Source organism: Ignavibacteriales bacterium, from assembly GCA_016214905.1.
Classification (GTDB): Bacteria; Bacteroidota; Ignavibacteria; order UBA10030; family SZUA-254; genus PNNN01.
This window is the reverse complement of sequence record JACRMQ010000007.1, coordinates 1348181-1363803: the sequence shown is the minus strand read 5'-3', so window position 1 is coordinate 1363803 and position 15623 is coordinate 1348181. Positions and strand designations below refer to the sequence as shown.

Sequence of the window (15623 nt, the reverse complement as noted above, 5' to 3'; positions counted from 1 at the left end):
GTATATAACTTTGCGGATCCCGTTTCGAGCGACAGCTTGAAACGGGAGAAACCTCTTTTGCATCAATCTTCTTGAACGATCTTGATTCGTACCCCCGGGCAGAGTCGAACTGCCGACCTGCGGTTTAGGAAACCGACGCTCTATCCATACTGAGCTACGGGGGCGTTTTGGTGATTGGCGATTGGTGATTTGTTACAACTACTAACTACTAACCATGAACAATATACCAAAATATTTTCGGATGCTCAAGTAAGAATATACTATCTCTTTTTTGGTAAAGTCTTGAATCTTTAAATGTTATCAATTTTATTTTATATCACAAGGATTGCAAGATGATTGTTAAATCTGACGGCCAAAGGTTGCATGGAAATCTTAAATAGCCACAATGATAGTCACCTATCTGACTTTAAAAGCTTGATAAGATATCAAAACTGGAATGAACACTCAAGATTTTTCCCGTTTTACAACGATCATAGATAAATCATCATGCGCTTTCGCCTTTCCAACAAATCTATCAACCTCGGAAATTATTCTTTCGCCAATCTTATCGGCGGAATATTGGCTTATCAACGGCAGTAAAGATACCAATCGCTTTTCTCCATAATCTTCACCCATCTGATTACGCGCTTCCGATAATCCATCTGAATAAAATAACATCAAATCTCCCGCATCAAGAATTGTATTTTGTTCATCGTATTGAGCATCGGGGACAATCCCCAGCGCGGCTCCACCCTTTTCCATTTTCTCAATCGAGTTTCCACGGACAATTATCGGTTGAAATTGTCCGGCATTTATCAGGCGGATTAATCCATCACCCGGTTTAATTTCTGCATATACAATTGATGCGAAGATTGAAGGAACTCTATCACGGTAAAACAACTGATTTAATTTTACACCCAATTCTCTGAGAGATGAATAATCAACTACAAGCGCTCTCAATGTTGCCTGAAGCTTCGCGGAAAGTAATGCGGCTTTAAGTCCTTTACCCGCAACATCACCGAGAGCAAATCCAAAACGATCATCCGTTACTTTTTGGAAATCTAACAGATCGCCGCCAACCTCATTAGCAGAGCGAGTGAAGAGCCAGAGATCCCAGCCACGCACCTTCGGCGATCTATCCGGCATCAATGCTTTTTGTATTGCATGCCCCGCTTCAAGTTCTTCTTTGGCTGTCAACTTATCTTTAAGTTCAAGCATGATTATAAATATTAAAATTATACCTCCGATAATATAAGAGCGATTATCTGCTGCTGTCTGTGAATTCTGAATAAGAAAAATGAGGGCAAGCAGCAGAAGAATTCTTCGCGTTGGAGTAAGTTTAAAGAACATACTTTTCAATAACCACCATGTAATGAAAAACCACCGTTTCACGCGACCCATCTTCTGGAGTTGATCTTTTCTCTCCGTGGTCAACATAAATTCTTTGAGTTCACGATATTCATTTAGAATATTGTCGAAGAATCCCCCGCTGCGGATATCGTTGATAACCGTCTTGCCGATTCCCGGTTCGGTAGCATTGGTTTGATTTTGTGAAGTCATTTTATCTAAATCGTATATTTTGTCTCCCTCTGCTTACGATTCTATTGAAGTTAAAGTTGCAGATTGATAAATGGTGACTTTCAAAAACGGATATAAATGACAAAAAAAACTCCATCGGGTGATCGATGGAGTTTTAATTTTAAAAAAGAATTCTTTAATGTTATTCGAACTCGTATCCGATACCGAAACTGAACGCAAATATATCCATACCGTGTGTTCCTGGCATCGCATCAGGATGGGCGATAGGATCGATCTCGCGATCTTTACCAATCAGGTACTCTAAACCTAAATCAAATACAAAACTATCATATTTATATCCCGCACCAACAGTTACCACATTATTACTTATACTTGGGAATAATATATTATAAGTTTCGTCAGGTCCCGGAGCCGGATCAATATAAAATCCTGCTCTTAAATCAATCGACGGGGAAAGAGAATACCCAAGGCCAAAACGAATTTGTGTTGCATCTTTCCAATTTAGAGTGATCGTATCTGTTCCCCATCCAAGAGCTTTAAACTTTGTAACAAATTCATCTTCACTCTTTGACCATTGACTAAATTGAGCATCAGCAGTGATAACCAGTTCCGGAATTGGATAAAAAGCAATGCCGCCGGCAATCCACATTGGCCAATCTACATCTCTGTCAAATTCACTCTCTAGCGATCCATTCTTCGCAGTTCCACTCATCGTGACGGAAGTCTTCGTACGGAATGATGCACCAATGCTGAACATTTCATGCGGTTTTGCTAATAAGCCAAATGTTACACCGTAACCCATTCCATCCGAACTTTCGGTATATTGACCAATTGGTCCAGGCCGATCCATATCGAACATTCCATAGAAAATGTTCATGGCTACGCCTGCAGAGAACTGATCAGAAAATTTATATGATATCGCTGGAGAGATATTAATTACCGCGATTTTGCTCTTCCATTTCATCGCCTGTCCGCCACTGAGCAATTTTAAATCTTCTCCATCCCATTCCGAACCTAATCCGGCTGGGACATAAACACTTAAGCCCCAGGTTAGGCCATCAACAAGCTGACAATGATAAAATCCCATGAGATTCGGTGAAATATAATGATTTGATTTGGTTTTTGTATCGATGTCGATTGTTGGATAGGGTGAAGGAAGGGCTAGATAAAATTTATATTTTCCCATAGGAATAACATCGGTTGCAAATACACCGATAAAATTCTTTTGCATCTGCGTTAAACCTGCCGGATTCCAGTAGATGGCAGAATAATCGTTTGCTAATCCAACAAACGCTCCGCCCATGCCGAACGCTTTCGGTCCGATGCTGTTCAAGCTAAGACCGTTCGGCATTACCGAACCAACCGCTACAAACAGAAGCATGAGTAATGCAATGTATCTAACTTTCATAATACTTCTCCAATATTATTGTTGAGTTAATTAGTGGTTATTTGATTTATCTTTAAAATAAGAAATATCTTTACCCGTGAAACCAAATCTTTTAATTAATACGCTCTATTCAATTTTGCCTAAAATATGAAAAGAATTCTTGGAAAGCAAACTTCACGGTAACGATATCCCTTCCGCATAAAAACATTATACAAAAATGCTCATTATCTGCTGAATTTGTTAATTTCCTATTTCATCAGCAAGAGCTTCTTGGTTGATATAAGACTGCCTGCTCGTAAAGTATAGAAGTAAACTCCGCTCGTTAGTTCAGAGCCGTCAAACTCAACTTCATATCTTCCGATCCTCTTAGTTTCATCAACCAAAGTTGCAACTTCACGCCCAAGTACATCAAACACCTTAAGTGTTACCCAGCCGGCAGTTGGCAATTCATAATTGATTTTTGTAGAAGGATTGAACGGATTCGGATAGTTTTGGCTAAGCGCGAATTTTGTCGGGACACCTTCTCCCTCGTTTGTTACGTCTAATAATTTTTTAATCGCGATCCATTTTGATTTTGCCGCATCTGATGCTGCCCATAGTTGATCTAAATTTTTAGCTCCCAGCAAAGCGAAACCGATCATTTTTTTCTCGCCATCCTGCAACGATAATGGAATGCTTGAGATTACAAAATGAATATCCTGCACGCTATCAACGGTAACATAACCCCCGCTCAACCAATTATACTTCGAAGAACGCGTAAGAGTGATCGCCGAGTTATTCAATAAGGCCCGATAAGCTCCTGCCCCATCCAATGCTCTAACACCACAATAAACCGTTGCGGGATTTCCACTGTTCCATGCGTAACCCATATCCATATCTTGCTGAAAGGTTGTACGGTTGAATTTCCAATATTCAGCTTGACCTCCGGTGATATCCCAATCCATAAATAATCCCGCATATAGATTATTAATGTCCGCACCGGATTTGTTAGTTATATCATAACGTATGATTAAATAATTGCTGTCATCCACACTTGTATAAGCATAAGAATACATATCAACCGATATTCCGATTTTATTAGTCGGATTCGCTAACGAATCTGAGAACGACGCACTCCCATCCTGTGCTGAGAACGATCCGGGGTATGTCATATTATAAACTTGCTGAGATGAGAAATCATGGTTCTGGCATGTTTGGCATGTATCATTTCGTACAACATCCACAAGTTTAGTAGAAGAATAACCAATCATTAAACCACCCTCGTATAATTGATTTTCTCCGCCGCAAATAAAACCGACACCGATCGTGTTGTTTAGATCTACAAAGCCAACACGCGAAATGTTTGTTAAACTTACCTGTATATTATTGGCATTGTGAGTTGCGTATGTCGGATTAATCAATACCCAGAAAAATTGCACATCGCTGTAACTCCCGTCCGTTATTGTTAATTTAAATCGGACTGAGTGCGCTGGTGGAGTGTTACCTGCTATCGTTACACTATAAGGTGATAAACTGTTGTTGCTTTCAGACATCGTACTGAGAATTCCGATCGGAAAAGATCCGTTTGTTATCGAGACATAAGAATCGGTTTCGCTTAAACTTATTACCGTGCCCGCGCTTGTTGGTGATAAATAATTTTTCATATTCACAACCATTGAAAACGTTTCGCCCGGCTGCAATATTTTGTTGTTGTTTCCCCCTATTGAATCGCTCGTTGTAAAATCTATCATTCTCACTGATGGCGTAAACGTGGTTAATGCCTTGAGAGCATTTACTCGTCCTTTACCTAACATATCTACATATGATGGATTGACAGAATTAATATCATCGCATGTGGCACGGATTTGTTCACCAACCTGCAGCGGTGAATATGTTGGGAAATGAGATTTAACAAGAGCAGCTAAACCTGCCACAAGAGGTGTTGCCATCGATGTACCGGACATATAATTGTACGTGTTCGCGAAATATGTACTGAGAACATAATCCCCCGGTGCCGAGACATCAACATATTCGTTATAAGTTGAATAGACTGCTTTTTTATCATCAGTTGAAAGTGTACCCGCAACCGATATAACTCCCGGGTAGCTAGCAGGATATTGAATGCTGTTATCATATGTGTTACCGGCAGCGGCAACAACCAGAGATCCGTGAGCGAGTGCGAAGTCTATAACATCCTGCTCAAATTGCGATGCACCATCTCCTCCCCAGCTTAAACTAATTATATCGGCTCCCATAACTGCCGCGTAAACAATTCCTTCGAAACCAAAAACGATATATGGTCCGCCACTTCGTGTATCATTATCCGATGCTGCTTTCACAGGTAGAATCTTGCATCGATACCCCATTCCCGCCACACCAATTCCATTATTCGTAACTGCCGATGCTATACCCGCAACATGAGTTCCGTGTGTTAAAGTAACTGATGTTGGCGCAGGATTGTTGTCTTCAGTTGGTGATGTATATGCGTAGCCGCCAAAATCCCAACCATGATAATCATCAATTTTTCCATTTCCATCATCATCAACGCCATTCGATTCTTTATTATCACCCCATTCACCCGGATTAGTCCAGATATTCGCCTGCAGATCGGAGTGATTCCACTCAACACCTGTATCAATGATACCAATGACAACATTTGTATCGCCCTGTTCGGTGCACCAAGCCGTATCAGCTAAAACTCTGTTGAGAGATGCCTGAGTATTCCTGTAAGTATCATTTGGTCGGCATGTTTGGTTGTCGTTTACCGGATATATAAACCATGGCTCGGCGTACTGCACTTCCGGAAGTTTAGACAACTCTTCCGCGAGAGAGAAAGGATCGAATGGTGAAGTATATTTCAAAGTGATATAATTTGATAATTCGACCGATTGCCCTTTTTTTGTCGAGGTGACAGATGGAAATATTTGTTCAATGGATGTAATACCGTAGCGTGACGAAATCTTATCGAGCCCGGCTATACCTGAAATCTGTTTACTCCCGGAGATATTTACACCATCGACGAGCTTGACAATTATTCGGTCAGGCAGGTAATGACTGTTCTCTCGCGTTTTTAAAACAACGTTCGATAAGCCATCAATCGGTTTCACTTTAGTAAAAGGTTGGGTACCCGCAGCATAGAGATCAATAGTCGTTAAGGAGTATATCAATATTATTGATAGAAGGAACTTGATTAATTTCATAATTATCCTAAGTTATAATGATAACGGTAGATAGAATCTAAAGAATTATTTTTTCAATGACAAGCTAATTTCGATACAATCTCTTTGAGTATATGTAATCCTCCACCTGCCTCGGAACAAGGAAACGAATAGACTGCCCAAGTTTTACTCTTCTTCTGATATCGGTGCCGGAAATCCCGATTTGCGGTACATTTACAATCCTTGCCGTGCGGACAAAATTATTCTTGCTCGTGTTTATATCGAACCCGGGTCTGCGCATTACCACAAGTTCGGCTTTAGCGATAATTTCTTCGGGTGATTTCCACGTTTCAAATTCAAGTAAATTATCCGCACCGATTATAAGCGACAAAGTCGCGCGCGGATATAACAATGATAACGCCTGAATTGTATCCACGGTATATGAAATACTTTTTCTCTCAATTTCTATGTCCGATACTTCAAATCCGTTACTTCCCTTCACTGCTAATTCAGTCATATCTAATCGTGCTTGAGATGAAGTGAGGAGCGAATTGGGTTTGTTAGGATTTTGAGCCGCCGGTATAAACAACACTTTATCGAGTTGAAGTTGGTCGCGTACCGCTTCAATCACGATCAGATGCCCCATGTGAGGAGGATTGAATGATCCGCCGAATATACCTACCTTCATTGAAAGATCTTTCGAAAACGGTATTTCTTCTCGAGCATTTTATACACGCTGAGTGTTTTTGATGGTGTGTCTCCGTTCAACTTGCCTTCTTCGAGTGTCTTTTTCAAATTAAGCAGACCTGAACCTGAATCGAGAGCGTTTAGCGCGACCATCGGAAAAACCATCACATCATTCTGCATGATCGCTTTTAATAATGTTTGCCGATTTTTTAAAGGATCTGATTCAATAATCTTAAAAATTGAACTATGATCAGCTTTCATTCCAACAAGATAACATCGATCTTCATCTGTTGGTCCATAGACGATGCAATCATCCTCGAATCCGAGCTGAGTGAAAGTAAGCCGCAATAATTTATCGGTAATAAGAGGATTATTTTCCAATAATACGGTAACACGCTGATAACCGACCTGAAAGGCATCTTCCACTGCCTGCTGAACTTGTTCAGCCATAGGTTCTTCATCCAGTTCGAATAATTTAACCCGGTATTTATAAGAAAGAAAAAAATCATCTGAAATTTCTTTCGTATTCCGGTAAACCAATACATCAACATCGAAAAGCTGGATTGCGACTCGAAGAGTATCGCTCAGGAACGCGGTATAGAGGGCGTCTAAATCGTCCCACGGAAGTGTTGCGAGAGGATCGGCTTGATTACTCCTATCGATTTGGTTGGTGACTGCAAAAATAATTAAGGCGTTTGACTGTGGCATAGAATTTTTAAATTTTAGTATCTTCTACATAATAGAAAGGATGAAGAAAAAAAGCAAATTAACCTTCGAATCAATTTCCTCATATCTGTCATTTTAAAATTTTATCTCAATCCAAGAACAGAATAAATTTTATTCTTGAATATCCGCCCAAGATAATACAACTGTGCAGACATCTTAGGATACCCATGCATTATTGATATATCACGCACTTCCCGTATAGCGGCGTCAGTATTAATATTTGAAACTCCCGAAGGAGACATCATGACAACGATTTCGGGAGAATAAAATCCGTATTCACCTTTTTTATCGATTCGAAGATGCCACTCATAATCCATCGCGATTTTCCATCTGACATCAAACAATCCATAATTTTCATAAAGCGATCTTCTTGCTAAAACAGTCGGATGATTGATGCGCCTCATGATTCGCGAAATCGATTGCCTGTAATCAGGATTACCAGGGATTCTTTTATCCTCACCTTTACCTGATTGCAATATGATATCACCGAAAACGAAACCACATTCAGGATGTGATATTAACTCAGATACGGAGTTAGCGATTTTATCGCGAGGTATGAGGTCATCAGCGTTAAGCAACTGAATATATTCTCCTTTTGCTATCCTCAAACCTTTATTGAAGGCATCGCTAATACCGTTATCTTTTTCGCTGACCAAGTGAGAAATTCTATTTTTATATTCCCCGATGATATGCAAAGTACCATCGATTGAGCCCCCATCAATTACAATATATTCGATATTTGAGTAAGATTGATTGATTACGCTTTCTATTGTCTGCTTGATTGTTGATGCCGAATTCAAACAAACCGTAATGATGCTGACGAGTGGAGTTATTGCTGCCATCAGAATTTATTCATCACCTCAACAACATACTCAATTTCTTCTTCACGGTGACCGAATGAAATTGGTAAACTCAAAATTGTGTTATGAATCTCTTCAGATATTGGATACTGTTTCCCCGCGAAATGTTCCTTCATAGCAATTTGAAAATGAGGCGGTACAGGATAATGAATTTCTGTTTTGATACCATTGCTCAATAAATATTCGCGTAATGAATCGCGTTTAGGATGCCGGATGGGATAGATATGATGCACATCTGAAAAGTTTGGATCTACGACAGGTTTTATAAAATCATTTTTTAATCCTCTGTGATAAATTTCAGCGAGTTTCTTTTTATGTTTTGTGATCTCATCGAGATATTTCAGTTTGATAAGAAGAATACCTGCCTGCAATTCGTCGAGTCGAGAGTTGTAGCCGATAACTTCGTTGTAATATTTTTGATTCTGCCCATAATGCCGCAGCATCCGAACCTTATCATGCATACCTTCATCGGATGTTATCACAGCACCGGCATCACCTAATGCGCCCAAATTTTTAGTGGGGTAAAAGCTATATGCCCCTGCGTCTCCGAATGAACCGACCATTCTTCCTTTATATTTAGCACCATGCGCCTGCGCGCAATCTTCGATCAATTTCAAATTATATTTTTTACAAACACTCAATATCGTATCCATCTCACACGTCTTACCGTAAAGATGAACGCAAAGGATTGCTCTTGTTTTCGCGTTGATGGCTTCTTCTAACCGTTCAGGATTGATATTGTATGTTTGAAGATCGGGCTCAACCAAGACTGGTTTTAATCCGGCGTGAATCACAGCAAGTATCGTCGCAATATAAGTGTTAGAGGGAACAATAATTTTACTTCCTTTCTCAAAACCACAAGCTAAAAGAGAAAGTATCAGCGCGTCAAGTCCCGACGCAACACCTACGCAATATTTGGATCCGCAGTATGAGGCAAAATTACCCTCGAATGATTTTACTCTTTCACCGAGAATAAACCAGCCGCTGTCAAGAATCGCAGCTAATTCATCCATGATATTTTCACGGAATTGATTATTAACCACTTTCAGATTTTCATATTCAACGTTCATAAGGATTAAAAATATAATCATCCCGGTTAAAATATTCAGACGCAAGCACCATCAATATCGCATCCGGTGTGAAATGATGCATGGAATGATAATCTTGCGGTTCTAACAATAAACATTTATCGGGTGAATCGAGCAGAAAATCTTTTTTATCCTTTCCATCATCATTAGATACTATACAACTTCCCTGCAAACATATCGCGGCTTGCCGAGTTTTTTTATGGCGGTGTTTTCCTCTAACCGAATCATCCACACCATAAATATAAAAAATACGTTTTATATCGAATGGTATTATTTTCTCAATGACGGTGAGTTTACCCCGATTATCGCACATCGTTTTCAAATTTATCAATTCTGCCATAATATTACTTAATTAGTTTACTCTCAATCTCATTTATCGGGAAGATGTTGTATCGATCATAGAATCGTCTTTTTAGATTGATTAATGGTGTTTTCCATATAATTTCTTTCTCTCTCGGACCATGCGGGTCAAATGAATCATCGAACTTTTTTATAAAATCCTTCGAATTTTCTAAGTCTGACAGATAAGGATAATAATAAATATTTTTCACATTATCTGTTAAATAATAATCACCCAGGTCGATAGTTTGATCTGTAAAATAACGAATATGATGGAAATGATAAAACACAACATTGAAATCTTTTTTTGAATTTATTACCTTTCCCCTAATGATGTTGTCACCGAGATAAAAATTATACTGCTGAACATTCCACGGAGCAACCCCTCCGCCAAGATGCTGCAACACATGAACGCCTTCATATCTAGTTGTCCAATCGTCCAAATATTTTTGATCACCGTATTTTCCGTCCTCAACCCGGGCGTAGCACCACTCCAGACAAGCCGATCGCCACCATTTTAATGCCTTCAAACTTTTTTCGTCGTTTTTGAATGTAATAAATTGGACACAATATTTTCCGGATAAAGAAGATAAATCCCGACTTGGGCTGTAACGGTGCTCGGTGAGAAGGATCGACTTATCTCCCATTTCATCGATCAATATTTTAGGTGAATCGTAGAAATACAGATCTGCATCGATGTATGTACAAGATTCGACGCCGTATTTCTCCAGAATGAATAAAATTGTCGATGATGTAGCCGTCCAGCAATATTCGGCTTTGCTTCGTGTTGGTTTAACTTGTAAAAGCTGCTGATCTTCAAATTCTGCTAATGATATTAATTTCACTGATGGCAACTCCAGCTTTTCCAAAATATTATATGCACGTTCATCAAACGCGAAAACAAACAACTGAAAATCTTTGCAATGTTTTTGCAGAGAATAATACATCGATAATCCGCGCGACAAGTAATTAGAATCGAATAGCGTACAAAACGTTAGCATCTATTTCTTTCGTCGGAAAATGAATCCTTTATAAGCCGCTACACCACCCGGTATACGGATACTTCTTCCTTCATCATTCGAATATTCTTCGATCAAATCATACTTTTGTCCAAGGTAGTGTAACAATTCAGCTTTCGCGTAAATACGACAGGGATATTTCGCATGATAAATTGGAGGTTCCACATGTTGAACAGTAATAATATCTTTTTTCCCGTCAGTGATTAATGTTCGATCAATTATACAGAACTCAACTCCGGTGCCGAATATTTCATCGAACAGATTGATTGGATTTTCTATATAAGAAAGAACACTCGATAAAATTATGAGATCGGGAGATACCATTTTCGAACATTGCGAAATCGACGACCAGAATCTCAATCTTTCGTTTTCAAAATATTTTTTACCGATTTCAACAAATTTTTGTTGTTCAACTATATTCCAGTTTAGATTAATGATCTCTTTCAGGAACTTCCGATTCTGGAAGTATGTACTTCCCAATGAACCGCCAAAATCAAGAACATTCAAACGATTACCGCGCTGTGCCGCAATCCATAAAATACCCGCAAGCAACTGCCACGAATATTCGATTTTATCAAAAAGAACAGAATCGCGTTCATGAACCGCTTTACCTTCTTTCACTTTTAAAAGTGAATCGCGAACTTTCTCTACTATCACATCGGCGTCATATCCTGTAGAATTTTGTTCAGCTTCAGCCCATGACTCATAACTGCCATGAAACGAAACAGGATTTCGAATCTCGCCATAAGAAGAAGTAATTATAGGCGGTATGATTGATTTAATTATTTTCTTAATAGACATATTATGAATAATTTAAACAGCACCAATCCTGCGTAATATTTTTTTCCAAATTGGAGGATGAATAGTTTCCATAAACTGTGAGATTAATCTAAATGCTATCTCATCTTGTTTTATTTCTAATTTATTAATGTTCGGCATTTCTGTTTCCAAGGCGACATTCATTATAGTCGAATATTTATGATGAGTCCCAGAATCATCAATCCCGATATTTTGAACCAATGATTTCCCCGGATACAGCGTAAACTTATCTTTCAGAAAAGCAGACGCATGCCATCTGATAGCCCAGGAATCTGTTTTGCCTGTAACCTGATCGATTAACATTTGAAGATACGGATAACTGTCGTTAAAATTAAATTCTTTCTCCAATGATTTATTTTTGATTTCGTTCAATAAATACTTACCATCAGATTCAAAAATATCCCATCCATGTTTCCATGTTGCCCAGCCCCAGCAATCGGCGCCCCGCAGAAAAAATGTGTCCGGTAATTTTCCAGAAACCGGATAAACATATCCATGAATACTAACGACTTCATGATTATCCTGATACATAGACAATCCATCGTTCATGAACTGAAGGAAATATGGTGAAGTTACAAGATCATCCTCAAGGACTATTACGTTGCCGTAAGTTGAGACTACTTCCGTCACTCCATTTATAATATTTTCTGACAGTCCGAAGTTATGAGACCGGTGAATTATCTTGACAGATTTAAAATCCGTAACCGACTTAAGAAAGACTCTGACTTCCTTGACTTGTTGTAGGTTATCTTCATCCTTTGCCGCATCCGAATAAATAATCAGATCGCTATCAGATGCATGATGATTATTTTGAAGAGCAGCGATAGTTTTTTTCACATGCGCAGGCCGATTATAAACAAAAAGAACGATCGGAGCAAGATCTTTCATCTTCGATCCTTCAGATGTTGAAACAATTTACTTTTCGGTATAATATTGCCGTGCATTTTAAGTCCACCATACCGGGTGCGATACCCCAGAACGGAATTATATGGAAATCGTTTTTAAAAAGATAACGAATTCCCGGTTCATATTCAGTTCGTTCGGCATCGTCCAGAATAATGATCCCTTCGGGGGTTAGCGACTCAAGCGAATTCATCATACACTCTTTTCTTCTTCGTCCGTCTATTACTAAAACATCAAACCGAATCCCCGCATTTTTAGCAGCTTGGGTATAATCTACTTTTATTGAATCTACTTCGATGAATTTTGAATGAACATTATTCGGTAAAACTGGATGAAATTTATCGTACCACCTTTGATCGTGTTCTACGGATATAACTTGCTGGACACGAGATGCGAAATACAAAGTTGAATTCCCCGTGCCGTATTCAAACAGGTTCATTGTTTTATTCAAGCGTTCATTTAGAAAAAGAATCGAGGGATATGTAAACCATGGAAGCGGTTTCCCCTCGGCATCCACAGGAAGTTTATCTTTAAAAGATTTAAACCATCCGTTTTGCAATAAATATCCTTGTGAGCCGAGTTGCCCAAGTCCGTGCAGTTTCGATGGATTTGCAACAAACGATAATGTTTTTTTAAGTTTACTAAGCATTCGATCTGGTCCTAAAATAAATATAAAATCGAAAAATAAATAACGACTTAATCATCATACTAAATTGAGATCGCGTCGATGGAAATAAAATGATAGAGAATGTAGCCGTCAATTGTGCAAGCAATGCAGCAATACCCGATCCGATAATTCCAATGCGGGGTATTAATATTATATTCGCTGCCACATTAACACACATACCGAGCAAAGTCCGATACAGAGAAATAGACGTTCGGTTCTCAGCCATTAAATATTGACTCGATGCAACCCCAAGAAATACTGCCACACCGGTCCACACGTAAATACTCAGTATATATGCCGACTCAATATACTTGACCCCATAAAATAATAGTATAATTTCTTTTGAGAAGATTGTGACACCAATTGCCAATAGGATACTGATAAACGACATGATGTCGTAAAGCTGCTGCAACCTGCGATGGTATAATTTCATATTATTTTTTTTTGCTTCTACAATCATCGGAAAAATCGAGATTGTAAATGATGTTGGAATAAAGTACCAAATCTCAACAAGTCTGACAGCCGCAGAATAAATCCCAACCGCGCTTGATCCTAATAAACTCCCCAAAATAACCTGATCGATTCGCATGTAGATAGCTATTGCTATACTCGCGATTGCCAAAGGAAAACTATCCTTCAACAAGACACGTGTGTAATGTAAGTTATATTTCCATGTTCTTAATTTGAATCCGTCATACCTGTATGCAATCCAAAGCGCAATCGATCCAAGCATTATTTCAACTGTTGCTAAAATGGCAAATGCAATAAGCGGCGCATTAGCTATCAAAGCAATTACTTTTAATAACGATATAATAAAGAAGGCGCTATCTTTCGCAATAACTGTAAATTTGGATTTAACTTTGGATTGAAACCAGTAATCTATCGCATCGAATGCTTGGAATAAATATCCGGCAGATATAATTAGTATTAGTGTTAATGTTTGTCCATCAACTGAAGTATTGAAAAGATAAATCGATGTTGCAATCAGCATTACGAATATTCCACTGGTAAATCGCAAGACCAATGTTGTACCGAGGAGATATTCCTTTCGACCTGCATCTTTGACTAACTCACGCACCACGATGCTGTCAAGTCCGAGCGGAGCGATAGCACCTATTATTGCTGCGAAACTCAGAGCATAGCTTAAAATTCCGAACTGAGCAGGACCTAGATATCTGGCAATCCAGACATTTACAAATAATCCCACCACCAGCCGGAATATTTTATCAAGCACCAACCATCCGGTATTTTTAACAACACTCTCCATATCATTCCGCTTGAAGATGTTGAGAAAGATTTGTAGAGGATTCAGACTTCCCGCTTCTCTCATATCATTTTTTTCATTTGCCGACATAAGACCTGTAAAGGTTGTAATACTTCTCAGCCCAATCCGGTAAATTAAATGAATCCATTTTCTTTTTGGCATTCACCGATAACATCCTATATAAATTATCGTCTTCAACCAATCGAATAATTGCATTCGCAACAGATTCAGGAGTCTCATCAGATAACAACCCGTTAATCCTATCATCAATTAAATCGGTTATTCCCGGGACCTTCGTTCCGACTGCCGGTTTTCCGAAATAAAATCCCTCTTGAATTACTAGTGGCAACCCACCTTCTTTCCGTGAGGTGAGCAAAAGGATATCACATCTTTTGAATAAAGGAATAACATTTTCCATCTTCTCAACTGTTAATATTTTACCACCGAAACTAAGCTTGATCGATGAATACAATTGATTATCGGAGCGTAATCCGACAAAAATGAATCTTGCTTTTTTATTTTGTTTTAATACGATTTCAGCAGCATTCAAAGCGAGAGGATAATTCTTAACCTCATCATCTCTTGCAATCATCAAGACAATTTTATCATTGGATGCATTCAGAAAAGCATCGACATTCGATGGCAGATCCGAGACTGAAGAACGAATTAGCTCATCCGAATCTATTACGTTTGAAATATTAATTATCCGCTTGGAATATTTTTCAAATATTGAACACAACTCTTTCTGCTCGCTTGGCGATACTGCAATAATTGTGTCTGTTCTTGATGTAAGATTTTGCTCCAGTCGTAAATAGATATTCTTCCTCAATGATCCCGGTGGAAGATGAAAACCATGGTGAGTATGGATTCGCGGACAGGATAAACCAAGATAGGTGGACATGCGGGAATAAAAACCGGCACCTTTACCGTGTGAGTGGATGATATCAGGTTTTATGTTTGCTACTAATCGTTTGAATAAATAAATATTTTTTAAAGAAATCGATTCGAACGGAAATGGAATAACTTCAAATCCGGCATCCTTGAACCGATCGACATATATACCATTAACCGGCAACATGACTGTTATTCGAACATCCGGATGAAAACGAACAATCGATTTAGCGAGTGTGAAAACTGCCGCCTGCCCACCTCCGGCATCGCTATGTGTTAAACAATGAAGGAGGTTAATCATCGATAAGATGAATTACA

The 15623-nt window shown here is 38.8% G+C and carries 14 protein-coding genes and 1 tRNA gene; all 15 read right to left on the bottom strand.

All coding sequences use genetic code 11. The annotated features are described in order from the left end of the window. Window positions 1-89: 89 nt before the first annotated feature. The 15 genes from HZB59_12880 to HZB59_12810 all read right to left on the bottom strand — a co-directional run bounded on the left by HZB59_12880 (window position 90) and on the right by HZB59_12810 (window position 15606). Window positions 90-164, bottom strand: a tRNA-Arg gene (locus HZB59_12880). Between the two features lie 280 nt (window positions 165-444). Then, window positions 445-1539: a serine/threonine-protein phosphatase gene (locus HZB59_12875; GenBank protein MBI5022322.1), complete on the bottom strand. Its 1095-nt coding sequence runs from the start codon at window positions 1537-1539 to the stop codon at window positions 445-447. A 160-nt stretch (window positions 1540-1699) separates the two neighbouring features. Next, entirely contained in the window at window positions 1700-2926 is a 1227-nt protein-coding gene (locus HZB59_12870; GenBank protein MBI5022321.1) for an outer membrane protein transport protein, read from the bottom strand. Between the two features lie 227 nt (window positions 2927-3153). Further along, a complete protein-coding gene (locus HZB59_12865; GenBank protein MBI5022320.1) occupies window positions 3154-6084 on the bottom strand; it encodes a S8 family serine peptidase in 2931 nt (976 codons plus the stop codon). A gap of 64 nt (window positions 6085-6148) precedes the next feature. Further along, entirely contained in the window at window positions 6149-6730 is a 582-nt protein-coding gene (locus HZB59_12860; GenBank protein MBI5022319.1) for a nicotinate-nucleotide adenylyltransferase, read from the bottom strand. Continuing rightward, window positions 6727-7437 carry a hypothetical protein gene (locus HZB59_12855; protein ID MBI5022318.1) on the bottom strand — a complete coding sequence of 237 codons (711 nt, stop codon included), beginning with the start codon at window positions 7435-7437 and terminating at the stop codon, window positions 6727-6729. Before HZB59_12855 ends, HZB59_12860 begins: the two co-directional genes overlap by 4 nt. 101 nt (window positions 7438-7538) lie before the next feature. After that, on the bottom strand, window positions 7539-8297 hold the full coding sequence (locus HZB59_12850) for a glycosyltransferase (protein MBI5022317.1): 759 nt from the start codon (window positions 8295-8297) through the stop codon (window positions 7539-7541). Then, entirely contained in the window at window positions 8297-9385 is a 1089-nt protein-coding gene (locus tag HZB59_12845; GenBank protein ID MBI5022316.1) for a DegT/DnrJ/EryC1/StrS family aminotransferase, read from the bottom strand. Before HZB59_12845 ends, HZB59_12850 begins: the two co-directional genes overlap by 1 nt. Beyond that, window positions 9375-9743, bottom strand: a complete 369-nt coding sequence (locus tag HZB59_12840; protein MBI5022315.1) for an FdtA/QdtA family cupin domain-containing protein — start codon at window positions 9741-9743, stop codon at window positions 9375-9377. The genes HZB59_12845 and HZB59_12840 overlap by 11 nt, the downstream gene beginning before the upstream one ends. 4 nt (window positions 9744-9747) lie before the next feature. Beyond that, on the bottom strand, window positions 9748-10743 hold the full coding sequence (locus HZB59_12835; protein ID MBI5022314.1) for a glycosyl transferase: 996 nt from the start codon (window positions 10741-10743) through the stop codon (window positions 9748-9750). Beyond that, complete coding sequence (locus HZB59_12830; GenBank protein MBI5022313.1) at window positions 10744-11562, bottom strand: methyltransferase, TIGR04325 family; 819 nt, start codon at window positions 11560-11562, stop codon at window positions 10744-10746. A 12-nt stretch (window positions 11563-11574) separates the two neighbouring features. Further along, window positions 11575-12468 carry a glycosyltransferase gene (locus tag HZB59_12825; GenBank protein ID MBI5022312.1) on the bottom strand — a complete coding sequence of 298 codons (894 nt, stop codon included), beginning with the start codon at window positions 12466-12468 and terminating at the stop codon, window positions 11575-11577. A 10-nt stretch (window positions 12469-12478) separates the two neighbouring features. Beyond that, window positions 12479-13132, bottom strand: coding sequence for an FkbM family methyltransferase (locus HZB59_12820; GenBank protein ID MBI5022311.1), 654 nt, complete (start codon window positions 13130-13132; stop codon window positions 12479-12481). Further along, window positions 13125-14504 (bottom strand): flippase, encoded by a 1380-nt coding sequence (locus tag HZB59_12815; protein MBI5022310.1) that lies wholly within the window; start codon window positions 14502-14504, stop codon window positions 13125-13127. The genes HZB59_12820 and HZB59_12815 overlap by 8 nt, the downstream gene beginning before the upstream one ends. After that, entirely contained in the window at window positions 14491-15606 is a 1116-nt protein-coding gene (locus tag HZB59_12810) for a glycosyltransferase (protein MBI5022309.1), read from the bottom strand. Before HZB59_12810 ends, HZB59_12815 begins: the two co-directional genes overlap by 14 nt. Window positions 15607-15623 lie beyond the last annotated feature (17 nt).